We start from the raw sequence: 23567 nt of genomic DNA on the forward strand, positions 1-23567 counted from the left end.
GAAAGAAATGTCTGAACTAAAACAAAGTTCCACAGAATCAAGCGGAACCCACGCACCAGAATCACACGGTGCGTCACCGGAAGAAGAGGCTCGCGCAAAACTAAAAGCCGGCCAGGTCGCTCTAAAAAAACTACTGGCCCCAGTGCAAACAACCATCTACTTCGCACAGTTTCTCGCGCTTATATCCTCGGTACTCGCCGTAGCACCCTACGTCGCGTTGGTGGCACTGGGAAATGCTCTAATCGACGGCAATACTGATGACGTCGCGTCCATTGTGAAATGGCTACTTGCTGCATTTTTGGGCCAGCTATTCTTCTATTTCCTTGCCCTTGCAATCACCCACTTCGCTGATGCAAAGCTGGTGGGGATTAACCGGCGCCGAATTATTACCGCTATTGCGAAAGCACCACTCTCGTGGTTTAGCCAGACTAATTCCGGCAAAGTCCGCAAAGCCGTCGAGGACGATACGTTAACTCTGCACACCCTGACAGCCCATGCTCCTGTAGAGAAGGTCGCCGCGATCTTTACGCCCCTCGCGCTTCTGGTTTATGCCTTTATCTTGGATTGGCGCCTTGGTCTACTTTCTATTGCCACTGTGCCCTTTTTCCTAGCAATCCAAGCATATTCAATGAAAGATATGGGCACAAAAACTGCGGAAATGGATAATTATCTGGGTGAGGTCTCTGCGACTGCGGTGGAGTTCTCCGAAGGTATTTCCGTCGTCAAGGCTTTCGGCACCGTTGGCAAAGCCCACGCTCGATATCGCGAAGCTGCCCAAAAATTCGCGGAATTCTATTACGAGTGGGTACGTCCGCTTCTGCGTGTTTCCGCAATCTCAGAGTCTGTGGTGGCGGTTCCTGTCCTCATCCTTATCAATCTAGGAGTGGGTTCCCTGCTGATAGCTGGTGGCTATGTCACGGTCGCTGAAGTCATCGCAACAACGTTAATTGCGCTGGTGCTCCCGGGCACGATTCAAACCGTCGGCCAAATGATGTGGTCTTACCAGCTCGCTGGCAATGCGGCGTTGCGCCTTGATGAAGTCATGACAATTTCCCATGTGAAAGAAGGCCAAAAGAGCCTCGACGCCAATAGTCAAGACATGGAGGTGGAGTTCCATAAGGTCAGCTTTAGCTACGCCCCAGACACACCAGTCCTCCAAGACTTTTCTGCGCAACTAAATGCAGGCACTGTCACGGCATTGATTGGCCCCTCCGGGTCTGGCAAATCCACAGCAGCAACGATGTTGGCGCGTTTCCAGGATCCAGATTCGGGCACAATCACTATCAACAACGTGGATATCCGTGATCTCACTTTCGACAGTTTGTACCGCACTGTGGCTTTCGTCTTACAAGATCCTCACTTACTGCGTATGAGTATTCGGGAAAACATTCGCCTTGCACGCCCAGAAGCCCGCGATGAAGAGATCTGGCAAGCCGCAGAGGCTGCGCACATAGCTGCTGATATTCGCGCTTTACCGGCTGGGCTCGACACCGTTGTTGGTGAGGACACCTCTTTATCCGGTGGACAACAGCAACGCATTTCTATTGCCCGGGCAATCATTACCAATGCCCCAATCTTGATCCTGGATGAAGCTACTGCGGCAACTGATCCTGACTGCGAAGCAGAAATTCAAGCAGCTCTAGCCACACTCGTCAGAGGCAAGACCGTCTTAGTCATCGCCCACAAGCCGGAGTCCATCCAAGGAGCAGACCAAATAATCTGCCTCAAGCCTATGAAGGATAATTCTCATGTCTAATGCCACTACGCCTGTTAGTTCGCGTCTTCGTGATCCGCTACTCACTCGCAGTGTCAAAAAGCTGCAAAGTCCTGTAGGCCATAAGCTCAATAAAAGGTATGCTTGTCTATCGCTTATCGTTGGCGTGCTTGATGGCCTCGCCGTTCTCACGCTCGTGCCACTTACAAAGGCACTCGATGGGGATACGACGATCGCACCATGGATGTGGACGCTTTTGGCAATTGCGCTCGTAGCTTTTGCGCTACGATTTTTCGCAACCATGGCCTCTTACCACACGGCCTTGGATTTCATCCGAGCCGCGCACACGACTGTGGGCGATAAATTAGCAACGCTACCGCTCGGCTGGTTCGTACCGGCTAATACCGGCGGCCTATCTCGCCTCGTTTCAGATCGCTTTATGGTGGCGGCCGAGACCATTGCGCATATTCAAGGAACGATATACCGCGATAGCGCGGCACTTGTCACCTTGTTAGTAGGAGCGTGTTTCTGGAACCCGAAGCTGGGCTTGGTCCTTCTTATCATCGCACCATTGGCGCTCGTGGTGATGCAGTTGGCTGCATGGATTCGTGAGAAAGCATCGAACCGCGCACTGGGGCCGAGTAAAGAGCTCTCCCAGCGCATCGTAGAATTTGCTAACCGTCAACCAGCCCTGCGCGCGGCAGGACAATCACAAGTTTTTGCGCCACTAGAGCAAGCGCTAGAAATCGACCATAAAGCACGAATACGCGAGCTATGGGTATCCACATTAGCTTTGCTACTCAACGGCATAGTAGTGCAGATCTTCATTGTGGCTCTCATTATGGTCTCCGCGGATCTTGCCGTTGAAGGCGCCCTATCGCCACTAGAAACAATTGCGATCATCGGAATCAGCTTGAGGTTTACCCGCACGCTTGAGCAGCTGGGTTCTTCTTTCGTCGGTTTAGATGCCGGCCGTATCGCGCTCACAGAAACTGAGCTCATCACCGATGCCCCTTCCCTACCGGAACCCACTACTCCGCGCCCAGGCGATGGTTCGGGAAGTGTAGAGCTGCGTAATGTCACGTTTGGATACGGCGATAAACCAGTATTGGTAGATATCGCTTTCCATGCTCGACCAGGCACCGTTACCGCCATTGTCGGTCCTTCTGGCTCCGGAAAGACCACAATTGCGCGCCTTATTTCGCGATTCTGGGATGTAGATTCCGGGGCGGTGATGGTTGACGGCGTAGATATCCGCGAGCTTGGAACCGAACAGTTAATGTCCAGACTGTCCATGGTTTTTCAGGATGTCTACCTCTTCGACGACTCGTTAATCGCTAATATCCGCGTTGGTCGTCCCGACGCCTCCGATGAGGAAGTCTTCCGCGCAGCTGATCTTTCAGGCGTGACTTCTATTGCCAACCGCCTAGGGTGGCATACTCCTGTTGGTGAAGGCGGGCGGCTTCTATCCGGTGGTGAACGCCAGCGTGTATCTGTAGCTCGCGCGCTTCTCAAGCAAGCGCCGATTGTACTCTTTGATGAGGCGACCTCCGCGCTCGATGCAGAAAATGAGGCAAACATTCTTGCTGCGATGGACGAGCTACGGGAGCAATCTACTTTTATTGTCATCGCCCATAAGCTGGATACAATCAAATCTGCTGATCAAATCGTAGTCTTGGATGAACACGGGCAAGTCAGCCAGCTAGGCACGCATTCTGAGCTTTCCGATGTCCCCGGTATCTACCGTCACTTCTGGCAGCAACGCAAAGCAGCACGCGGGTGGAGAATCAGTTCGGGACGCGATTAACGCGGGCACCGAGATCGGCGTTGTTTGCGGGGGCACCCTTCTCCGCCGCAGCACGGAGCACCCTAAGTGCACCGACAAAGCTCGAAGCGAAGAATGCAGTAGCGGCTACGAGCGACCACTGCGCGGCGTTGGCCATGCCTTCGCTTAAGGCCCACACCACTGCCCCAGGCGCACGGTGGTTTGCGTTGCGGAGGCTTGCCCGGAGTCATCGACGGGAATATCCCGCAGCATCGTGCCGGTCAGCTGCGCGGAGGCGAACCCTAGGCCCAAGCCGTACAGGGTCAGCGGCGCGGCGATGATCCAACCATTCGTATCCGGCCCCATAAGCAGGACGAGGATAAGGACGCCGACGGCTTCCAAGCCGAGCCCAATGAGCACGGTGCCAGGCGCCCCGTACCGTGCCGCGACGTGGGGGCTGCTGCAACGGAGAAGAATGCACCGATTGCCGTGGCTGCCAGCACCAGGCCAGACAACACCGTGCAGAGGTCCAACGTATTAATCAGGTACAGCAGCAACACGAAGATGATGGCAAACTCGCCGATTGCTACCGCACCAGCGGTGATATTGTCCCACGAGAACGTGGAATAAGAAAACAATTCAAGATACAACAGCACCGAGCGGTGACCCCGCTCGCGGTGCTTTTCCGACCTGATTAACAGCGCGAAGCCCACGGCCGAAACCGTGAGCCCTAGCGGAACCGGTGAAATAGCCGCGTTTTCGAACCAGGTCCAGCCAAAGAAGCTGAATGAGGATTGGGGCTCCCACCAGCCTAGGTCGGGCCCTCGATAATCGCGAATACCAGGACACCCATTCCGTCAGTGCACCACCGGCAAGGGTCCGACCGCTGCCGCACCGGAAATTACCGCGCCCCACACACCAAAGGCTGTTGCGTGGTATTTGCCGCGGAATACGGTTTACCCGTGGAAAGCGTGGAAGGCATGATGAACGCAGCACCGATTGCCTGTACTGCGCGCGCGGAGATCCACGTGGCGGTCGAGGTAGGAAATCCCGCCAATACGCTGCCTGCCACGAATATTGTCAGGCCGGTGAGGAAGGCGCGCTTGCGTCCCCAGGTATCCGCAATCTTGCCCCGTCGCAGAGCAGCTCCGCCAGTAGCACCGCATAGAGGCTGTTGACCCACTGCGCCTGCGTCAGGTTGAGCTGCAGGTCAGTGATGATTGAAGTGTCCCTGTTTTGTCCCGACTGAGTAGATAGGACAAAACCTGGGGCACTTTAACTCCAGAACCGAGAGCCGTTCAGCCTAAACGTGTCATTCTCCGTGAATAGTGGACGAGAATTCACAGTTTTCGCCTGCCATTTACCGTGAATGACATCAAGCACTGACGCTGGGACACGTCAGGCTCAGACGGCCTGAGCCTTTTCGTTGATGCGCGCTACACATTCAGTCGGGTTCTCCAAGGAAACGATGAGCCGATCGAAATGCTCGTCTTTAAGCTCGATGACAACGGCATTCTCATAGCCGCTAATGTTCCAGAAATGTCGGCCGCCATCCGCGTGGAAGGTGCCCGCTAGCTTCTGTCCACTGCGCAGCCCCGGCGCACGAAAACCTTTTGGCTCATGCTTCATGCCAGGGTCATGGGTAGCGCCTCGCACATGCTCCCACGGAACCTTGATACTGCCGGTCAACGACCAGAGCTTATCTAGCCCGAGTGGTTCGACGATGAGCTCTGTTTCTGTCAGAGTGAGTTTGTTGTTCATGATGCCTCCCCTTAGTGTTTGCGTCCTTGTGCACGGGCGAGCGCATGCTGCCCTAACGATTCCGGGCCCGTGAAGCACAGTTCATAAGCCCGCTGGATAAGCTCGCGTAAATCCTTACTGACTGGCGCCACCTCAACCAGTGCCACCACCACGAAGTCCTTTGTCGCATCCGATACTCGGCCGCCTTCAGCTTCAGCGCACACCGTTTCAGCTGCTGCACGAAACAGTCCATGCTTCGAGCCATAAAGGTTGTAGAAGCTGGACCGGTTAAGTCCCAGTTGATTCACCACATCATCCACTGAGACTGCAGTGAATCCGTTCGTGCCAAATAACGCGATCGCGCCGGCAAGAACTTCTTTTTCATTGAATTTACGAGGCCGTCCCATAAGTTTCATACTACTCATTCCAGAATGGTTTGTCCATAACTAGATCGCCGTTGGCCACGCAGCGAAGCCGCTTCATCGAAGCAACGTTTCTAACAAATAGTGACCGCCGCGAAATGTAGCAACACAACAGAAAATCCCCCGTCTCACTGTGAGACGGGGGATGGAGGTTAGTGGGCTGAGTTCTCTAGTTCAGGCCCGGAATCTTCGGCAGCTGTGGCTGTGGGATGTTCAGACCGAAGATGCGGTTGATGGTGGGAATGAGGCCGTAGGCAGCACCGCCAAGGACTGCGATGACTGCCAGGATTGGAGCAATAATCTTCGCGCCGCGGCTCGAGCCGGCGAAGAAGGCCGCAGCCATGTCGTCGGCGGAAGGTTCGTTGGTGTGAGTCGGTTCAGTGGGCTTGGTTGGCTCGCTAGGCGTCGTGGTGGAGGTGGTCGGCCCTTCCTCCTTTGCGGCAGGGCGGGCGGTGAGCCACTCATCGGAGTCCAGAACGCCCTGGGTCAGGCGAGTCTCACCAATCCAGCCGTACCACGGGTCCTGCGGCTTGCGGTTATCAAAGCCAGCGCCCATGACCCACTGCAAATCGCACGGGAGGAGGCCCTCAGCGCCCTTGGCGTTGCGCAGGATGGGAGCACCGTTGATGAACATCTCCACGGTGTCGGAATCCGGCTTGTTCACCACGGCGATATGCATCCATTCATCGGTGGGAACCTCGTGGGACCAGACAGTAGAGCCTTCACCTTCCTTGGGCTCCGCCCACCAGCGCAGCTCACGCAGGTTGGAGATGCCGAACATGACGGTGGGGTCGGTGTCATCGGAGCCGTCGACAAGCTCAGCAATGCTGGAGTCGCGGGAGAGCGCACTGCCCCAGCCGTGCTCAGAGCCGTTGAAATCCTTCGGAATCTTCACGAAGGACTCGAAGGTGTAACCCGCGGAGGTATCGACCTTGTTGATGTCAGCGCCCTCCTTGGAACGGAACTCCGCCATGGCGGCCTTGCCAGCTGGGTCGGACCAGTAGAGGGAACCAGAATCAGAAGACAGCGGGTGGTGATCCTTGGTGTAGGTGATGCGCTCACCCGTGTTGGAAGGACCACCCTCGCGAACGAGGTCACCGGCACCGTCGGAACCGAAGGCATCCGGAATGATTGCGCCTTCGGTGGCCACGTCGCCGTCGCTAAGCTGCGCGCCGTCCTTGTCCTTGGTCTGGCCTGGGCGCCAGTGGAAGACGGTCTTGTCGGACTTCACGAAGTCGTTCGGGCCCTCCGGAAGCTGGTCCTGCGGAATGGTGTACGGGGTGTAGCCTTCCTCAACGATGTCGCGGGCCTTCTGGCCAAGGTCCGGGTCATTCTCATCGCCGATGGTCCACTCCGGAGCGAAATCGGCGAAGCGCTCCTTGAAGTTCAGCGGCACATGGTAACTATCGCCCTTGCCGTCGAGGATGAGCTTGTCGAACTGCGTGAGTTCCTCCGCCGGTTTCTGCGCCACCCACGGGGACAGGGCGGTCATCTCCAGTTCGTTGCCGGAAAGATCGAACTCAAGCACGCCGAGCAGGCCATTGCCGCCCTGGTAAGCCATCTGGTAGTCCTTCAGGATGCCAATAACGTCGTGGCCTGCATCGTTCTTATCCACGCGGTAGCCCGCGCCGTGGTGGTGGCCGCCCATGGTGAGGAAGATCTGGTCGTTCTTCTTAATGAACTTGTCCCACAGGCCCTGGCCATAGTCATCGGAGTAGAAGACCTCGCCAGCGCCATCAATGTTGAGTACCTCGTGGCTCGTGAGGATAACCGGCAGGTCCGGGTGAGCGTCGAGAACGCCCTGCGCCCACTCCAGCGCCGCATCGTCAGCGCGCCAGCCCAGCGCCAAGACCAGGTACTTCTGGCCCTCGGCTTCAAAAATGTGGTACTCGGAATCGCTGTTGACTGCGGTGTGGCGCTCCTGGAAGGTCTCCGAGTTGGCGGCCTTGGCGCGCTCGGCGCTGAAGTAGTCATTGTACGGGTGCGCCGAACCATCCTGAATCATGTCATGGTTGCCCGGCAAGATGGAGTAGTTCAGGTCGGAATCATCGAGGACCTTCATCGCCTCATCAGCAACCTTCCACTCCCCCTCGACGTCCGCCTGGTCCACCACGTCACCGAGGTGGGTAGCGAAGTCCATGTTGAGCGCCTGCTGGTTCTTCACCAGCCACTCGGTCTGCGCCTTAAAAGGCTCGCTACCGTAGCGCGCTTGCGCCAGGTTGCCGGTTTCCGGGGTGGAGTAACGGGAATAGAACTGAGTATCCGGCAGCACACCGATGCTGAAGCGCGAACCTAGGCCTTCCACCGACTCATCGGCAGAAGCAGGGACAATAAGGAACGTACCGGCCACCGAAGCGGTGACCACGGTGCCGAGCAGGCGGCGAAACGTCATAGATCTTCCAATCACAGTGAATAAAACCAAAAGAGACACCAGAAATGTATTCTGCGCAGCTTGCACCCACGTAACGACCGCATGAACGCCCGTTTAAAAGATTATCCGCCGCTAGGATGAACGCTCATGAGCAATATCACTAAGAAGTACAACGTCGATGTCACCCGCGTAGATACCGGCCACTACCGCGCCACGAACGCGGCGGGCACCAGCCTCGAGTTCGGCTCGGGCGAGGGACTACTGAGTCCTGTTGAGCTGCTCCTCGCCGCCGTGGCGGGCTGCTCAGCCGTGGACGTCGACGTAGTTACCTCCCGGCGCACGGAGCCGGAGCTTTTCGACGTTCACGTGGAAGGTACCCGCGTCAACGAGGACGGCGCCTCAAGGCTTAGCGACGTCGACGTGGAATTCTCCCTCCGATTCCCCGATACCGACGCCGGCCGTCAGGCCCAGTCCATGGTCGAGCGCTTGGTGCGCATCTCCCACGACAAGGACTGCACCGTGTCCCGCACGGTAGAAAACCCCACCAACGTCACGTTCCGCACGACCCAGCCCTAAGCCCACTCCGCTTTAAGCGCCTTTAGAGCGCTTTAAGCGAAAGGGTTATCGTCGCGCGAAGGGTTCTCCTCCCACGATTCAACGAAGGGGTTGTCCATGGCTTGCTGCATAGTGTGGGAGCCATCCCCGAATGGGTTGTGCCCGGCATCGGAGCGCTGGCGGCGATAGCGCTCACGATCCGCCTGCGCCATGTAGCCCAGCTCTTCGCCGTCCACCACGAGCCAGGGAAGCGGGCTGGGATCCACCATGCGGCGCGGACGTCCCTGATGCGGTGAGGACAACATAGTGCGGATATCCGTCCGAGCCTGGTCCAGTTCCCCAAGATCCTTTGGACTCATTGAGGTTTTAATAGTCTTGCCGCCGCCGGTTCCAACCACCTCAGCCTTGAGCATGCTAAAAGAAAAGACTCCTGAAGGAATCGAGGGATTGCGCATGTCCACCTTGTCGAAGGCAAGGACGTCGTCATCGTCGAAAACCAGGATGAGCCCTTGCGGGGTGATGTACACCCAGGCCTCGTGCTGCATATCGACGTCTACCCGGTAAAACCCAATGAGCGGCTCGTCCGGCTCCAGCAGCCCATAGGCGTTGAGTTGTATCGTTCCCACACCACCACACTGCGCAAAGCCGTGATCCCACAGGTAGTGCATCTGACCTTGCAGCAACACTTCCCACAAGCCACGAATGAAGTCAGACAGGAGAGCGCCGTACTTATTGGCTAGCGGCTTGTGGATGCGCAGGTAGCCGGAGCGGATTTCAAACACGATCGGGTATGTCAGGGGCAGTGATTCGACGAAGGCCTCATCGATGTGCAGGCGGTCATTATTCGCCTCGATGAATTCTTCCGCGGGGAAAAGATGCTCCACCACGAGGGTGTTTCCTTCTTCACGGGTATCGAGGATCCACTGAGAGTTCCGACGGCAGTTCTCGATGTAGCCCTGAAGCACCGCTTGCACCTCAGCATCGCTGAACTGCTGGTGGTTCAGCCGGAACACGCTGTCGCCCTGAATGAAACGCATTCTCAGCTCTTCAGCCATACTTATTCCTCCGTCTTATGGGGCTCCGTGCACGTTTATGGCTCTGCGAGGCACAACTGTGTGCCCACCCACACTCTCCGTGGTGAAATTTTAGACCATTGTGACTAAAGTTATCGCAGATACTTACTTTACGCTCGCCTTCATCGTCACACTCAGCCCTTTAGGAGAACTCCACTATGCCTCTGTCCCGCCGTTTACTCATCAAAGCTGGCGCTCTCGCGCTGACCGCCGGTGCCATCGGCAGCCAAGCACCCGCTGCGCTCGCCGTGGGTCCAGCTGTGGGCACCATTATTGACTTCTCCGCCGGTGTCCCTTCTGCGCGCGCCATCAAGGCCGCCGGCCACCTCGGCGCCATTCGCTATGTTTCCCAGCGCCGCCCCGGCGCTAACTGGATGCAGGGCAAACCCGTCACGCTGGCGGAAACGAAGGCCAATGCCGCTGTCGGCCTGAAGACCGCCTCCATTTACCAGTTCGGCCGCGCCGAGACCGCCGACTGGCTCAACGGTGCCGCGGGTGCCGCCGTCCACGCCCCGCAGGCCATCGCCATTCACAAGGCCGCTGGCGGGCCGAAGGGCCGCCCGATCTACATCGCGATCGATGACAACCCCACCCGCGCCCAGTATGAGAACCAAATCCGCCCCTACCTCAAGGCCTTCTCGACGGCGCTGAGCGCGGCCGGCTACCAGACCGGCGTGTACGGCAATTACAACGTCATCGACTGGTGTGTCAACGACCGCATTGGCCAGTTCTACTGGATGCACGATTGGGGCTCGGGCGGCAAGATTCACCCGCGCACCACCATCCACCAAAAAGCCAAGAACCAGGCCACCATCGACGGCGTGACCTGCGATATTAACACCGTCTACGCCAATGACTGGGGTCAGTGGACCCCGGGCCAAGGCGCGGTGACACCGCCCAAGGTCAAGGACATCCCGAGCGTGCCGGACAACATCCCGCTGCCCAACATCACCCTGCCGGATCCCACTGGTCGCGGCTCCAGTGTGAGCAGTGATGGCATCACCATTGCTGGTTCTTCCATCAGCAATGACCAAGTCCGCGGCGCGGTGGATATCCTCAACACCGTGCGCAAGTCCATGGGCTAAATGCCCCGCAGCGGCGCGGCGCCTTACCGCGCCGCAGAGGTCTTCGAGGCCGACGTTCTAGACGTTGGTTGAGAGGACGGCGCAGAAGAAGACGGCTCCGAAGATGTCGCGGCAGCCGGCGTCGCTGTCGTGGAGGTCGCAGTGGGCGCAGCGCTGGACGTCGTCAAGCGCGTGGCAACAGCACCAGGATTAGCCAGCGCCTCCTTGTTCAGGTTGTTGCCCTTCACCAGGTTCTTACCGGTGATCTCCTTGCGTACATAGGACGTGAGTTCCTGAGCGCTTCCTTCAATGGACGCAGCCACAACGAAGTTCTCCCCAAAAGATACCGAGGAATGGCGATCCTTGCTGTCCGACCATCCCCACTTAGAGCCCACGACGTCGCTCAGCTTCGCGGTGCCGTAGTTCTGTTGATATCCGTCGGCAGATACAGCATCGGCGTGGGACATAGCTACCAGCACAGGATGGGTCGGATCATCCTCCATGAGCTGAACAATGAACCTCACAACGTCGTACGTAGAGGTCATGGAATGCCCCCAGTCCTCCCCCGCGGACGTGGACTCCAAGCCATATTCCTTAGCAATGGCATCGATGGATCGCGGATATTTCTCAAAGAGCTGTGCGGCACTCTCGTCAGAGGAATCAGCAACCATATCCAACGCTAGGTACTTGTCCTCGAAAGACCCGCGTTCCAGCACGTAGGTTGCGATGTAGAGCTTAATCAAGCTCAGCGCATAGCGCGGCTGGTGTTCAGTGGTCGAGCCCATGTGCATGCCCGTCTCAATGCGGTAATACGTGATGGCCTTGGACTCATCGCCCTTGAGGAACTGACCTACTGAGTCCGGGACAGCAGCCAGCTGCAGCTGGCCTTTCCGATGTGTGATGGGGCCAGGTTTGCGTGCGCTGGTCTGCACTGAACCGCCAGCCGCGGAGTCTTCTTCGTGCGCTGGCGAGCACGCAACGAGAGAGGCTGCACCGAGTACGCACGCCAGAAGGGCGGCGCCAGCTCGCACTGACGCCGCCCTGTGAGAAGGCTGAGAGTAAAACACGATGTTTGAGTCTACTCTCTACCGCCTGAAACGGTGTGATTGAGGCGTTTTAGTGATCCACCGGAGCCTCAACACCCACGCCGGTCAGGGAGCGAACCTCCATCTCGGCGGACAGTTCTTCTAGGTTGTCCGGCGGGGTCATGATGGAGACAATCCAGCCGGCGAAGAAGGCCAGCGGGATGGTGACCAGGCCCGGGGAGGACAGCGGGAAGATGGACCAGTCAGCGTTCGGGAACATCGAGGTCGGGGTACCGGAGACTGCCGGGGACAGGAAGATGAGTACCAAGCAGGAGATAACACCGGTGTACATCGACGCCACGGCACCTGCGGTGTTGAATCGACGCCAGTACAGGGAGTACAGGATGGTCGGCAGGTTGGCGGAGGCAGCCACGGCAAAGGCCAGGGACACCAGGAAGGCAACGTTCTGGGTCATGGCCAGAATGCCCAGGATGATGGAGACAATGCCCAGGACGACCACGGTAATCTGGGAAACGCGAACCTGCTCAGCCTCAGTGGACTCACCGTTGCGGATGACGGAGTGGTAGATATCGTGCGCGATGGAAGCCGAAGCAGTGATGGCGAGGCCGGCGACAACAGCCAGAACGGTAGCGAAGGCCACCGCGGAGATGACCGCCATGAAGATGGAGCCACCGATCTCCAGCGCCAGCAGCGGGGCCGCGGAGTTCGCACCGCCCGGTGCGGCGAGGATGCGGTCCGGGCCAACGAGGGCGGCAGCGCCGTAGCCCAGAACCAGGGTCATCAGGTAGAAGGCGCCGATGATGACGATGGCCCAGGTAACGGAGCGGCGAGCCTCGGTCGCGGTCGGCACCGTGTAGAAGCGCATGAGAACGTGCGGCAGGCCACCAACACCGAGAACGAGGGCGATGCCCAAGGAGATGAAGTCGAGTTTCGTGGTGAGGTTCTTGCCGTACTTCAACCCCGGCTCCATGATCTGGGAAGCCTCGTAGCCGCCTTCCTTGATTGCTTCGGAATTAGCGTGCATATCAATCGCCTGGGTAAACAGGGCGCTGAAGCCGCCCTTCAGCAAGACAAAGGTGAGGATGCACATGATGACCACACCGGTGACCAGGAGCACGGCTTTGATCATCTGCACGTAGGTCGTGCCCTTCATACCACCGACAAGAACGTAGACGATCATGAGGATGCCCACGATGCCGACGACGACGGCCTGCCACTTGAAGTCGTGAATATTCAGGAGCACGGCCACGAGGGAGCCCGCGCCGGCCATCTGTTCGATGAGGTAGAACAGCGACACGAACAAGGTCGAGATTGCCGCCGCCACGCGCACCGGGCGCTGCTTGAGGCGGAAGGACAGCACGTCCGCCATGGTGAAACGGCCGACGTTGCGCATCGGCTCGGCGACGAGCATTAGAGCAACGAGCCAGGCAACGAAGAAGCCCACCGAGTAAAGGAAGCCATCGTAGCCATTGAGCGCGACGGCACCGACGATGCCCAAGAAGGATGCGGCGGACAGGTAGTCACCGGAGATAGCCAGGCCATTCTGGCGGCCGGAGAAACTACCGCCACCGGTGTAGAAATCAGAAGCTTCCTTCGTGGACTTACCGGCTTTCAGCACCACGTACATGGTGACGACAAGGAACGCCGCGAAGACTGAAATATTGAGAATCGGATTGCCGGCGGAGGATTCCGCTGCGGCCAAGGTCATGGTCTGCATTGTTTAGCCCTCCAGTTCCTGGCGAATGGCCGCTGCCTGCGGCTCGATGTTCTTATTGGCGTAGTTAACGTAGATATACGTGATGATGAAGGTGGTCAGAAACTGGGCTAACCCGAAGATGAGGCCAACGTTCCAGCCTCCCCCAAGTTCAATAGCCATGAAGTCTGGCGCAAAAACGGCGGCCAGCACGTAGAGGACGTACCACACAAAGAACGCCACAGTCATGGGGAAGGTGAACTTGCGGTATGTGCCGCGCAGCTTGGCAAACTGCGGGCTGTCACGCATCTCGATGAACTCTTGCGGCGTAGGTTCGCGGCGCGAGTTAATCGAAGCAGGTGCGTCAGTCATGTCGCTCTCCTTACAAGGGGTCTTTTCTCCACAAACCGCGGTGAGAGACAAAGGTAGTGTCTTCAATCACGTTTTGCCTTGCACAGTAAGTTACCTAACTGCCCTTGCAAGGTTGTAAATCCTGCCAAGAAAAGTTAATAACACACACTTTTACTACCCCCTACCCCTGCATCTACGAGGCATTTTCAGCTCACCGCTAGCACCCCCACAGGAGAATTCAAAGAGGGAATCTAATTTAGCAAACCGAAACTTCGCAGGATCTTTAACAGATCTTCACTCTCCTCTCCTGCCGATCCCCACCTTCCCAGGCACACAACTCCCTACCTTCCCAGGCACACAACAAAGCCCGCCTTCAGCGCCCCACCCTTCTTCCCAAAACATTGAAGGAAGAAAGAGCGCGGTGCGGAAGACGGGCTCCATCGCTCACGGGCACGTAACGCACCCCGCAGTGTTCAAGCTTTAGGCGCCAGGAAACTCACGCGGGTCCTTGAACATTCGGCCAAAGCCTTCCTTGCCATCAAGCGCGTCGAGTGCCGCGACATCTTCGGCAGTAAGCTCTACCTCCGCGGCAGCGAAGTTTTCCGCCAGGCGCTCGCGGCGGCTGGACTTCGGAATGACCGAAATTCCCTTGTTCAACAGGTATGCCAGGACAGCTGGGCCAGCAGTAATATTGTGTTTCTCAGCTACTTCCTCAACCTCGGGGTTAGTGAGGACAACACCGCGCGCCAGGGGCGACCAGGCTTCCGTCACGATGTCATGCTTGTCATGGAATCGACGCAGCTCCGACTGCGTAAAGCCCGGGTGCAGCTCCACCTGGTTGAGGACCGGCACGATACCCGTCTCATCGATCAAAGTTTGCAGAGTCTCTTCATAGAAGTTGGCCACGCCAATCGACGCAATCTGACCCATGCCCTGCATGCGGGCAATCTCCTCGAAGGTCTCCACGTACAACCCGCCCTGTGGCCAGGGCCAGTGGATGAGGTAGAGATCGAGGTAGTCCAGCTGCAGCTTGTCCAGGGACTCGCGGAAAGCCTGGCCCACTTTGTCCTTGCCATGGTGGTCGTGCCAGACCTTGCTGGTAATAAAGAGCTCATCGCGGGTCACGTCGCCGGCCTTCATAGCGGCGTTGAGCGCCTGGCCCAGCTCTTCTTCATTCTCGTAGAGGGTGGCTGTATCGAAGTGGCGGTAGCCTAGGTCGATGGCTTCGCGCACGGAGCGGACAAGCTCCTCCCCGCGCAGCTTGTAGGTTCCGAGACCCAATAGCGGCATCTCGCGGTCATCATTGAACGTAGTTTGTGGGACACTCATGTCCCCCATTGTGCCGCACTGCCGCGCGCTGCGTAGCAGAAAAGGGCGGTACGGCTCCTTCAGCCCCGACGAAAACGCGCGAAACGCCCTCACCAATGTGTGCCGTGCTCTAATGCGCGGCCGGTCAGGGCGTCGTTTAAAGAGATAAAGAGGGGCTGTGCCCCCCTTCCTCCTTTAGGCGCGAATGAGATCGATGACGAAGGTCAGCGTGCGGCCAGACAGCGGGTGAGCACCACCAGCCGGGCCATAGGCCTTCTCCGGCGGGATGACCAACTTGCGGCGGCCGCCAACCTTCATGCCTGGGATTCCTTCCTGCCAGCCGGCGATGAGACCGGTCAGCGGGAATTCGATGGACTGGCCACGGCCCCACGAAGAGTCGAACTCCTGGTTCGTCTCGTAGTCAACACCAACGTAGTGGACCTCAACGAAGCCGCCCGGCTGGGCTTCGGCGCCGTCACCCACCACAATGTCTTCGATGACAAGGTCCTGGGGAGCAGGCTCCGTTGCCGGCTCAATTACGGGCTTTTCCATTGGGGATTATCCTCCTTGGATTACTTTCTTCTTTGCTGGCCGCATGCACTTCGGGCCGAGCCACAACGTCCCCCAGTATAAGCGGAGATGTGGGGCTCGGCCCTAGAAATGCAGCGTATGGTCTATAGGTAAGCCGCGGCGGCCTGTGAAAGACCACCGCTGAGGCTACCGTTTAGCGCTCGCTACGCGGGGTGACCTTGCGCAGGGTCTCGCCGGTGTAAATCTGGCGCGGGCGGTTGATCTTGGTGTTGAGCTCAAGCTGCTCGCGGTACTGAGCAATCCAGCCCGGCAGGCGGCCGATGGCAAAGAGGACGGTGAAGAAGTCCGTCGGGAAGCCCATGGCGCGGTAGATGAGGCCGGTGTAGAAGTCCACGTTCGGGTAGAGCTTGCGAGAGACGAAGTAGTCGTCGTTCAGCGCAATCTCCTCGAGCTTCATGGCCAGATCCAGCATCGGGTCGCCGCCCAGGTGATCGATGATCTCGTGAGCGGTGTCCTTGACGATTGCCGCGCGCGGGTCGTAGTTCTTGTACACGCGGTGGCCGAAGCCCATGAGGCGAACGCCCTTTTCCTTGTTCTTCACGCGGTTCATGAAGTCGGTAGCGTCACCACCGTGGTTGTTCTGGATATCCTCAAGCATCTCCAGAACGGCCTGGTTAGCGCCGCCGTGCAGCGGGCCGGACAGGGCGTTGATACCACCGGCGATAGCAACGAACAGGTTGGCCTGAGCGGAGCCGATCATGCGGACGGTGGAGGTGGAGCAGTTCTGCTCGTGGTCAGCGTGGAGGATGAGGAGCTTATCCAGAGCCTTTGCCACAACCGGGTCAACCTCGTAGTCCTCAGTCGGGTAACCAAACATCATGCGCAGGAAGTTCTCGCGCGCGTTGAGCTTGTTATCCGGGTACATATAAGGCTTACCCTGCGATGCGCGGTAAGCATAAGCGGCCAGCATCGGCACCTTAGCCAGCAGACGGACGGTTGCCTTGTCCAGCTGTTCCTCATCCAGCGGGTTGAGCTGGTCCTGGTAGTAAGCGGAGAGAATGTTAAGGGATGAGGCAAGAACGGCCATCGGGTGCGCGTTGCGCGGGAAGATGTTGAAGGCGGCCTTGAAGTCCTCATCCAGCAGGGTGTGGTGACGGATTTCGGTGTTGAACTTCGACAGCTCATCCTCGGTAGGCAGGTGGCCCTTAATCAGCAGGTAGGACACCTCGTTGAAGGTGGCGTTTTCCGCCAGGTCCGCGATGTCATAGCCGCGGTGGCGGAGAATGCCTTCCTCACCATTAATAAAGGTGATCTTGGACTCGGTGGAACCGGTAGCTGCATAACCCGGGTCGAAGGTCACCAGGCCAGTCTCATTACGAAGCTTGCCGATATCGAAGCCGGAGTCACCCTCCGTGGACTGCTTAATGTCCATTTCGTATTCGCCACCGGGGTACTGCAGTACAACCTTGTTCTTTTCAGAAGCCACGTGTTTTCCTTTCCTCAATGTTCAACGCCGGCCAAGGCCGGCGCGACAAATCTAAACCTCTTCACACTGTAGCAAAACTTGTGACTCTGCCAACATTGGCAATCCTGGCAAAGTATCTAGTGCGCGAACGAAATTAGGCTACACTGCCCACATGAGCAACTCAGAACTCGTCTTGCCAGCAGATCTCCTTCCTACCGATGGCCGTTTTGGCTGCGGACCTTCCAAGGTCCGCCCGGCCCAAATTGAGGCAATCACCGCCGGTGCCGACACCATCATTGGTACCTCGCACCGCAAGCCAGCCGTCAAGAACCTCGTCGGCTCCATTCGCGAGGGGCTATCCGAGTTGTTTTCCCTGCCTGAGGGCTATGAGATCGTCCTTTCGCTGGGCGGAGCAACCGCTTTCTGGGACGCAGCAACCTTCGGCCTGATCGAGAAAAGATCCGCCCACCTGAGCTTCGGCGAATTCTCCTCTAAATTTGCTAAATCCGCTGCAGCCGCCCCGTGGCTCGACACTCCGCTCGTCACCGAAGCCGAAGTCGGCACCGCCCCGGATCCGAAGGCCGCCGACGCTGAAGGCGCAGACGTCATCGCGTGGGCCCACAACGAAACCTCGACGGGAGCGATGGTCCCAGTGACCCGCCCCAATCCGGATAACACAGAGCAGCTCGTCGTCATCGACGCCACCTCGGGCGCCGGCGGCCTGCCGGTCAACATGTCCGATACTGACGTCTACTACTTCTCTCCACAGAAGTGCTTCGCTTCCGACGGCGGCCTGTGGCTGGCAGCAATGTCCCCGGCAGCCCTCGAGCGCATTGGGAAGATCAACTCCTCTGATCGCTTCATCCCGGCCTTCCTCAACCTGCAGACTGCCGTGGACAACTCCCGCAAGAACCAGACCTATAACACCCCGGCCGTAGCCACGCTGCTCATGCTGGAGAACCAGGTTCAGTGGATGAACGCCAACGGCGGCCTCGACGGGATGGTCAAGCGCACCACGGAGAACTCCTCCATCCTCTACGACTGGGCAGAAGCCCGCCCGGAGGCCACCCCCTTCGTGGCCGAGCCTTCTGAACGTTCCCTGGTGGTCGGCACCATTGACTTCGAGGACAGCGTCGATGCCGCTGCGGTCGCCGCAACGCTGCGCGCCAACGGCATTCTCGACGTCGAGCCCTACCGCAAGCTCGGCCGCAACCAACTGCGTGTGGGCCTGTTCCCGGCGATTGACTCGGCGGACGTCACCAAGCTCACCAAGGCTATCGATTACGTCCTAGACAACCGCTAGGTTTCGCTCGAATCTCCTTCAGCGGCACAACAACGTTTGTTGCATTTATTTGTTGCCGCGTACAACATGCCCCGCGCTCTTGCCAGAGTTCGGGGCATGTTCTGGGTAAAGTGGACTTCATCACATGTCCGCTACCAGGCTAAGGAGCGCCATCATGCGCGAGATTTTCCTCGCACCCAGCGACTCAACTGACACCTCGCTCGTCCTCCGGGCTGAGGATGGTGAGGAATTCTTCCTCGAAGTCACCGACGAGCTTCGCGAGCTTTTCGCTCCCGCCGACTCCGCCGAATCTGAATCCGAGACCGCGGCGGAAGACTCGACCGCCCAGGATAAAGGCGACGCCACCACAGCAACCGAAGATTCCACCACCGCGCCTGCACAGGCTGAGCGCTCCAACGGTTTGCACACCGTCATGCCCGCCTCTGGTGGCTCACCTTCCTCCCCACAGAGCCAGCCCGCACCGCAGGCACAAGAAATCCGCCTGCGGCCCAATGAGATTCAGTCCCGCATCCGCGCCGGCGCAACTGCCGCGGAGATCGCCGAGGAACTCGACGTTCCGGAATCCCGCATCGAGCCTTTCGCGCACCCAGTGCTCTTGGAGCGGGCGCGCATCGCGGACGTCGCCAAGCAGGCACACCCCATCCGCGAAGATGGCCCGGCCAAGCTCACCCTGTGGGAGATTCTGGCCACTGCCTTCGCAGCCCGCGGGCACTCGCTATCTGAGGCCACGTGGGATGCCTACCGCCACCAGGGCGAGCCGTGGATCCTGCGCATCACGTGGAAGACCGGGCTGTCCGCCAACGAGGCCGAGTGGACCTTCAAGCAGACCATGTCCTCGCCAGCCACGGTGGAGGCACGCAACTCTGTGGCCGCAGACCTGACGGACCCGGACTTCGTACAGCCAGTGCGTTCGCTGACCTCCGTAGGCCGCGATGAGCGCTATGACGAAGCCATCGATGGCCGTGACTACGCGGAGGACCGGGAGGTCAACGAGGACGCGCGCGCTGGTGCCCCCGGCGTAACGGAGCTGTCCTCCTATGCCGGCGGCGACAACGCCGGTAACCGAGAAGACGCCGATGGTTACGCCGAGCCTTCCGTGCTCCCCTCCCCACACGGCGGAGAGCACCCGGCCGAAACCGCAAGCGCCGAGGACTCAGCTCCCGCTGGCGAGGAGTCCGCACCGCAGTCCGAGGAGAAGGAGACGGGAGTGGACGAGGACTTCCTCCAGAACCCAGATCCGGAACCCAAACCCACCAAGCGCCGCCGCAAGGCCGTCACCCCGCACTGGGAGGATGTGCTGCTCGGCGTTCGTTCCTCTACCAAGCGCCCCCGCAATTAGCGAGTAGCCTGCCGTGGATACCCAAAGCGCCGTTCTCACTCTCTGGTACGTCACCGCCGCCGATCCCGCCGAAGTTCTTCGCGGCGAGCCCAAGGCCGACCGCGGCTTCGGCCGCAAGTTCCTTGCTCAACTCAATCCCTCTCTACCCGTCACGCCCATCGGCCAATTCCCCCTCAACCGTTCCGCCGAGCCCGGCGCGAGCGAGTTCTATGTGGGTGGCTATCCCGGCGTGACCGTCGTGCAGACCATCATCCACGATGATCAGCTAATTCTCTCGCAGCTCTCCCGCACACTGCGCGAGGCCGTGCCCGCTACAGAGATTTATGCTTTCGCCTCAAATCCGGAGAGCGGCTACGCCGGGTTTGCGCATTGGACGGGCAGCCGCCTGCGACGCTCCCTGTGCGGAACGCGCTTTAACCTCTACGAGGATCATGGCCTGCCTGAAACCTTCGAGGCCCCTTTCTGGGCGGGGGAGATGGATGAGCCCGCGGGTGGTATCTCCCTGCCCTTCGAGCCGCTCACTATCACTGAAGCCGCCCAGGAATTCTGGCTCGGTATTGAGGTGGGTGAGGACGGCCCGGACGTGGACGTCGTGGGCTACGCCACCGACGGCCGTCCTGAGCCCAAGGTAGATACTCCTCCACCCCGCCGAAGCGTGGCCGAGGTGGCCACAACCTCAGTGGCGAAGCTGGGGCTTAACGATTATGACGACTACGAGGAGCACGATCTCGAACCGGAGTCCACTGGTGAAGAGATCATCCGTACCGCCAAGCACTTAGGCGGGCTGGTGCGCCGCTATGCAGTGTCGACCTCGCGGAGCCTCTGGGAGCGCTGGCGCTCGTAGAAGGCAATGGCCGCCGACGTCGCCACATTAAGGGAATCCGTGCCCTCCGCCATAGGAATGCGGGCGCGCACGTCGGTCGCTCGCATAGCATGCTCAGTCAGGCCTGGCCCCTCCGCGCCGACCAGCAGTGCGACTTTTTCCGCGCCTTCGAGGGCATCGGCGATATGTACCGCATCTGGATGAGGGGTCAGAGATACCAGCCGGAAGCCCTTTTCGCGCAGCTGCTCTAGCCCCCGCTGCCAGGTGGTAAAACCACCGTCGAAACGCGCCCAGGGCAAGCGCAGAACGTGCCCCATGGACACACGCACCGAGCGTCGGTAGAGCGGATCCGCCGCACCAGAGCCTAAAAGGATGCCATCGACATCCATGCCTGCAGCGTTGCGGAAGAGCGAGCCAATATTTTCATGATCACCCACCCCTTCCATGATGGCCAGGGTGCGAGCACCGTCAATAACTTCCTCCACGGTCCACGCCTCCGCGCGGTCAGCCGCGGCAACCAGCCCACGGTGCATGTCAAAGCCTGTGACTTCCCCCAAAGTCTGCCGGGTGACTTGGTAGACGGGGATATCGCCAACATCGTGGTGTTCCAGGAACGTGTCGAGCTTTCCCTCAAAACCAATGATGCAGCGCACCGGGAATCGAGAAGCAAGAAGGCGCTCCACACACAGTGGGCCCTCACCAAAGACGAAACCCTCGCCGGACTTGTCCGCGTGCTTGAGATCGCGGATATCGTCCAGGCAAGGGTCTGTGGGGTCATCGATGACAAAACGCATGGCCTCTAGTTTAGGCACAGGGCCGCGTGCTCTCCCCCGGCGGGCTATGCCAGCAGCGAGCTGATGGGCTCCATAGCGAAGTAGACCACGAAGAGCGCAGCCACGAGCCACATAATCCAGTGCACCTTCTTGGCCTTGCCGGCAAAGGTAGCCATCAGGGCATAAGCGATGAAGCCCACGCCAATACCGTTAGCGATGGAGTAGGTAAAGGGCATGACCACGATGGTCAGGAAGGCCGGGATAGCCTCCTCCATGCGGTTCCACTCGATGTCCTTGAGCTGTGCCGCCATCATCACGCCCACGACGACGAGGACAGGGGCCGCTGCCTCAATGGGCACGATCTCGTAGAGCGGGGTGAGGAACATGGCCAACAAGAAGATCACGCCGGTCACCACGTTAGCCAGGCCGGTGCGGGCACCGTCACCAATGCCGGCCGCCGAATCCGCAAACACTGTGTTGGAGGAGACCGAACCGGCGCCACCGGCAACGGCACCGAAGCCCTCAACCACCAGGGCGGTCTTCATCTCTGGAAGGTTGCCCTTCTCATCCACAAGGTTGGCCTGCTTGCCCAAGCCGTTCATGGTGCCCATGGCGTCGAAGAAGTTGGTGAGCAGCAGGGTGAAGATGAGCAGCACGGTGGAGACCACGCCGAGTTTGGTAAAGGCACTAATCGGATCCACCTGGCCCACAATGGACAGATCCGGCAAACCGCCCAAGGAACTGGGCACCTCGGGGGTAGCCATGCCCCAGTCCTCGGAGCCGGTCAGCGCCTGAATGATCATGGCGATGATGGTGGTAATGACGATGCCGATGAACAGCCCGCCGCGAACCTGGCGGATGACGAAGAAGGCGGAGAGAATCAGGCCCACGACGAAGACGAAGGCCGGCCACGTAGCAATCGAGCCGTTAACGCCTAGGCTCACCGGAACTGTGGTCATCGCGGCATCCGGCACGCGAGTAACAAAGTGACCGTCCACGAAACCGATGAGCGCGATGAACATACCAATACCCACGCCCATCGCTGCCTTCATGGAGGCCGGGATGGCGTCGAAGACCGCCTGGCGGAAACCGGAGATGGCCAGCAGAACAATGATGAGGCCTTCAATGACGACGAGGCCCATGGCCTCGCGCCATTCCAAGCCGTTGAGGGAAACCATGGTCACGGCCACAAAGGTGTTCATGCCCAGGCCCGCGGCCATGGCGAACGGGTAGCGCGCAATCATGCCGAAGGCAATGGTCATAACACCGGCCACCAGCGCGGTAGCAGCGGCGACCTGCGGGATGCCCAGGGTGGTACCGGCAGAGTCGGCGGAGGTACCCAGGATGAGAGGGTTGAGGAGAATAATGTAGGCCATCGCAAAGAACGAGACCACGCCGGCGCGGACCTCGGTTCCTACGGTGGATCCGCGTTCGGAAATCTTGAAATAGCGATCGATAGCTGCGTTCATCGTGAGAGAGCGCCCCTTCTATCTAGAGAAATGAAGTTTTACCTGCTAAGGGTGCTCCATCGAGGCACTAAAACGCAAAACCCGCACGCGGCATTGCTGCTGCGCGCGGGAAGGAAACCTCACTCTTTAGTAGATAGGTCTCTCATCATCGAAGGGCCTCTCCTGCTCCGATCCCTCCTCACGGACGGTGGTGCCGGAATGCGCGCCGCACCCGTAGGTGGCGTGCACCACTTTTCCATCCGCGGAGTATTCATTGGCACAGACGCCATAATTAGGCAGCAGCTCGAGATAGAAAGCGCAGGTTTTGCACTGTAGCTGGGCTTGGGATGCCATATCCGAATTCGGCCCGTACTTCTTGCGCCAGCGCTCTTTGGCCTCCGTGAGGCCAACCTGGGAGAGCTTCCCTTCGTCCAGCCGGTCGTCATCGGGAGCGGGCGGCATGAGGTCGCCAGGACCAAGGTCTCCTGGGCGCAGGCGCTCGGAATAAGGAACCCACTCCGGCGCTTGAAGTGCCTGCCCGCCGGGGACGAGGGCTACCTCGTTGACGGTTGGGGTGCGCGAGCCTTCGGCACAGGCAACGACGGCGTGCCATTCCCACCCCGGATAGCCCGGCACGTGCGCATCAAAACGATGGGTGGCCACGTTGCGGCCCACACCGGCAACGCCACGGTGCTTGCCGACGTCCCCCTCACCCACCTCCTCCACGGCCCGGCGCGCCAGGCTGACGGCGGTCGAATCGAGAAGCGGGGAATGCATCTTTTT

The 23567-nt window shown here is 59.1% G+C and carries 22 protein-coding genes; 7 read left to right on the forward strand and 15 right to left on the reverse strand.

Annotated elements, in window-relative coordinates; genetic code table 11:
* Positions 1 to 7 precede the first annotated feature (7 nt).
* Both ABZS45_RS06595 and ABZS45_RS06600 read left to right on the forward strand, forming a co-directional pair.
* Positions 8 to 1756: an ABC transporter ATP-binding protein gene (locus ABZS45_RS06595; protein ID WP_216379927.1), complete on the forward strand. Its 1749-nt coding sequence runs from the start codon at positions 8 to 10 to the stop codon at positions 1754 to 1756.
* Positions 1749 to 3521, forward strand: a complete 1773-nt coding sequence (locus tag ABZS45_RS06600) for an ABC transporter ATP-binding protein (RefSeq protein ID WP_070545080.1) — start codon at positions 1749 to 1751, stop codon at positions 3519 to 3521. Before ABZS45_RS06595 ends, ABZS45_RS06600 begins: the two co-directional genes overlap by 8 nt.
* A gap of 144 nt (positions 3522 to 3665) precedes the next feature.
* Here ABZS45_RS06600 and ABZS45_RS06605 read toward each other — a convergent pair whose 3' ends face one another.
* The 5 genes from ABZS45_RS06605 to ABZS45_RS06625 form a co-directional block, all read right to left on the reverse strand.
* Positions 3666 to 3899 (reverse strand): hypothetical protein, encoded by a 234-nt coding sequence (locus tag ABZS45_RS06605; RefSeq protein ID WP_070517043.1) that lies wholly within the window; start codon positions 3897 to 3899, stop codon positions 3666 to 3668.
* Between the two features lie 481 nt (positions 3900 to 4380).
* Positions 4381 to 4662, reverse strand: coding sequence for an MFS transporter (locus tag ABZS45_RS06610; RefSeq protein ID WP_216379928.1), 282 nt, complete (start codon positions 4660 to 4662; stop codon positions 4381 to 4383).
* Between the two features lie 221 nt (positions 4663 to 4883).
* Positions 4884 to 5240: a hypothetical protein gene (locus tag ABZS45_RS06615; protein ID WP_216379929.1), complete on the reverse strand. Its 357-nt coding sequence runs from the start codon at positions 5238 to 5240 to the stop codon at positions 4884 to 4886.
* 11 nt (positions 5241 to 5251) lie between these two features.
* A complete protein-coding gene (locus ABZS45_RS06620; protein WP_230308896.1) occupies positions 5252 to 5626 on the reverse strand; it encodes a TetR/AcrR family transcriptional regulator in 375 nt (124 codons plus the stop codon).
* Positions 5627 to 5810: 184 nt separating this feature from the next.
* Positions 5811 to 8033 carry a LamG-like jellyroll fold domain-containing protein gene (locus ABZS45_RS06625; protein WP_412099153.1) on the reverse strand — a complete coding sequence of 741 codons (2223 nt, stop codon included), beginning with the start codon at positions 8031 to 8033 and terminating at the stop codon, positions 5811 to 5813.
* Positions 8034 to 8159: 126 nt separating this feature from the next.
* Here ABZS45_RS06625 and ABZS45_RS06630 point away from each other — a divergent pair, with 126 nt between their 5' ends.
* Positions 8160 to 8588, forward strand: coding sequence for an OsmC family protein (locus ABZS45_RS06630; protein ID WP_412099154.1), 429 nt, complete (start codon positions 8160 to 8162; stop codon positions 8586 to 8588).
* A gap of 32 nt (positions 8589 to 8620) precedes the next feature.
* Here ABZS45_RS06630 and ABZS45_RS06635 read toward each other — a convergent pair whose 3' ends face one another.
* Positions 8621 to 9604: a hypothetical protein gene (locus ABZS45_RS06635; protein WP_412099155.1), complete on the reverse strand. Its 984-nt coding sequence runs from the start codon at positions 9602 to 9604 to the stop codon at positions 8621 to 8623.
* A 194-nt stretch (positions 9605 to 9798) separates the two neighbouring features.
* On the opposite strand from ABZS45_RS06635, the gene ABZS45_RS06640 reads away from it, so the two are divergent.
* Positions 9799 to 10725: a DUF1906 domain-containing protein gene (locus tag ABZS45_RS06640; RefSeq protein WP_412099156.1), complete on the forward strand. Its 927-nt coding sequence runs from the start codon at positions 9799 to 9801 to the stop codon at positions 10723 to 10725.
* 23 nt (positions 10726 to 10748) lie between these two features.
* On the opposite strand, the gene ABZS45_RS06645 is transcribed toward ABZS45_RS06640, so the two are convergent.
* From ABZS45_RS06645 to ABZS45_RS06670, 6 genes are all read right to left on the reverse strand, one after another.
* Positions 10749 to 11771 (reverse strand): hypothetical protein, encoded by a 1023-nt coding sequence (locus ABZS45_RS06645; protein ID WP_412099157.1) that lies wholly within the window; start codon positions 11769 to 11771, stop codon positions 10749 to 10751.
* A gap of 49 nt (positions 11772 to 11820) precedes the next feature.
* The gene (locus tag ABZS45_RS06650; protein ID WP_412099158.1) at positions 11821 to 13467 is read right to left on the reverse strand and encodes a cation acetate symporter; all 1647 of its coding nucleotides are present in this window, start codon (positions 13465 to 13467) and stop codon (positions 11821 to 11823) included.
* 3 nt (positions 13468 to 13470) lie between these two features.
* Entirely contained in the window at positions 13471 to 13815 is a 345-nt protein-coding gene (locus tag ABZS45_RS06655) for a DUF485 domain-containing protein (RefSeq protein WP_049154159.1), read from the reverse strand.
* Between the two features lie 459 nt (positions 13816 to 14274).
* Positions 14275 to 15132 (reverse strand): aldo/keto reductase, encoded by an 858-nt coding sequence (locus ABZS45_RS06660; protein WP_412099159.1) that lies wholly within the window; start codon positions 15130 to 15132, stop codon positions 14275 to 14277.
* 165 nt (positions 15133 to 15297) lie between these two features.
* Entirely contained in the window at positions 15298 to 15654 is a 357-nt protein-coding gene (locus ABZS45_RS06665; RefSeq protein ID WP_010187736.1) for an FKBP-type peptidyl-prolyl cis-trans isomerase, read from the reverse strand.
* Between the two features lie 172 nt (positions 15655 to 15826).
* A complete protein-coding gene (locus ABZS45_RS06670) occupies positions 15827 to 17119 on the reverse strand; it encodes a citrate synthase (protein ID WP_412099160.1) in 1293 nt (430 codons plus the stop codon).
* A 151-nt stretch (positions 17120 to 17270) separates the two neighbouring features.
* Between ABZS45_RS06670 and serC the strand changes: the two genes are divergently transcribed.
* The 3 genes from serC (at position 17271) to ABZS45_RS06685 (ending at position 20584) form a co-directional block, all read left to right on the forward strand.
* Positions 17271 to 18401 (forward strand): phosphoserine transaminase, encoded by a 1131-nt coding sequence (gene serC, locus ABZS45_RS06675; protein ID WP_412099161.1) that lies wholly within the window; start codon positions 17271 to 17273, stop codon positions 18399 to 18401.
* Between the two features lie 154 nt (positions 18402 to 18555).
* Positions 18556 to 19740 carry a septation protein SepH gene (gene sepH / locus ABZS45_RS06680; RefSeq protein WP_412099162.1) on the forward strand — a complete coding sequence of 395 codons (1185 nt, stop codon included), beginning with the start codon at positions 18556 to 18558 and terminating at the stop codon, positions 19738 to 19740.
* 13 nt (positions 19741 to 19753) lie between these two features.
* Entirely contained in the window at positions 19754 to 20584 is an 831-nt protein-coding gene (locus ABZS45_RS06685; RefSeq protein WP_412099163.1) for a DUF6928 family protein, read from the forward strand.
* Here the strand turns inward: ABZS45_RS06685 and ABZS45_RS06690 are convergent.
* The 3 genes from ABZS45_RS06690 to ABZS45_RS06700 all read right to left on the reverse strand — a co-directional run bounded on the left by ABZS45_RS06690 (position 20536) and on the right by ABZS45_RS06700 (position 23561).
* Positions 20536 to 21357, reverse strand: coding sequence for a TrmH family RNA methyltransferase (locus ABZS45_RS06690; protein ID WP_412099164.1), 822 nt, complete (start codon positions 21355 to 21357; stop codon positions 20536 to 20538). The two genes, ABZS45_RS06685 and ABZS45_RS06690, sit on opposite strands and share 49 nt — an antisense overlap.
* A 44-nt stretch (positions 21358 to 21401) precedes the next feature.
* Positions 21402 to 22805 carry an NCS2 family permease gene (locus ABZS45_RS06695; RefSeq protein ID WP_412099165.1) on the reverse strand — a complete coding sequence of 468 codons (1404 nt, stop codon included), beginning with the start codon at positions 22803 to 22805 and terminating at the stop codon, positions 21402 to 21404.
* Positions 22806 to 22931: 126 nt separating this feature from the next.
* On the reverse strand, positions 22932 to 23561 hold the full coding sequence (locus ABZS45_RS06700) for a DUF3027 domain-containing protein (RefSeq protein ID WP_412101147.1): 630 nt from the start codon (positions 23559 to 23561) through the stop codon (positions 22932 to 22934).
* Positions 23562 to 23567: the final 6 nt, after the last annotated feature.

Origin of the sequence: Corynebacterium aurimucosum, from assembly GCF_046895345.1 — a bacterium.
In the GTDB taxonomy this organism is placed as follows: Bacteria; Actinomycetota; Actinomycetes; order Mycobacteriales; family Mycobacteriaceae; genus Corynebacterium; species Corynebacterium aurimucosum_G.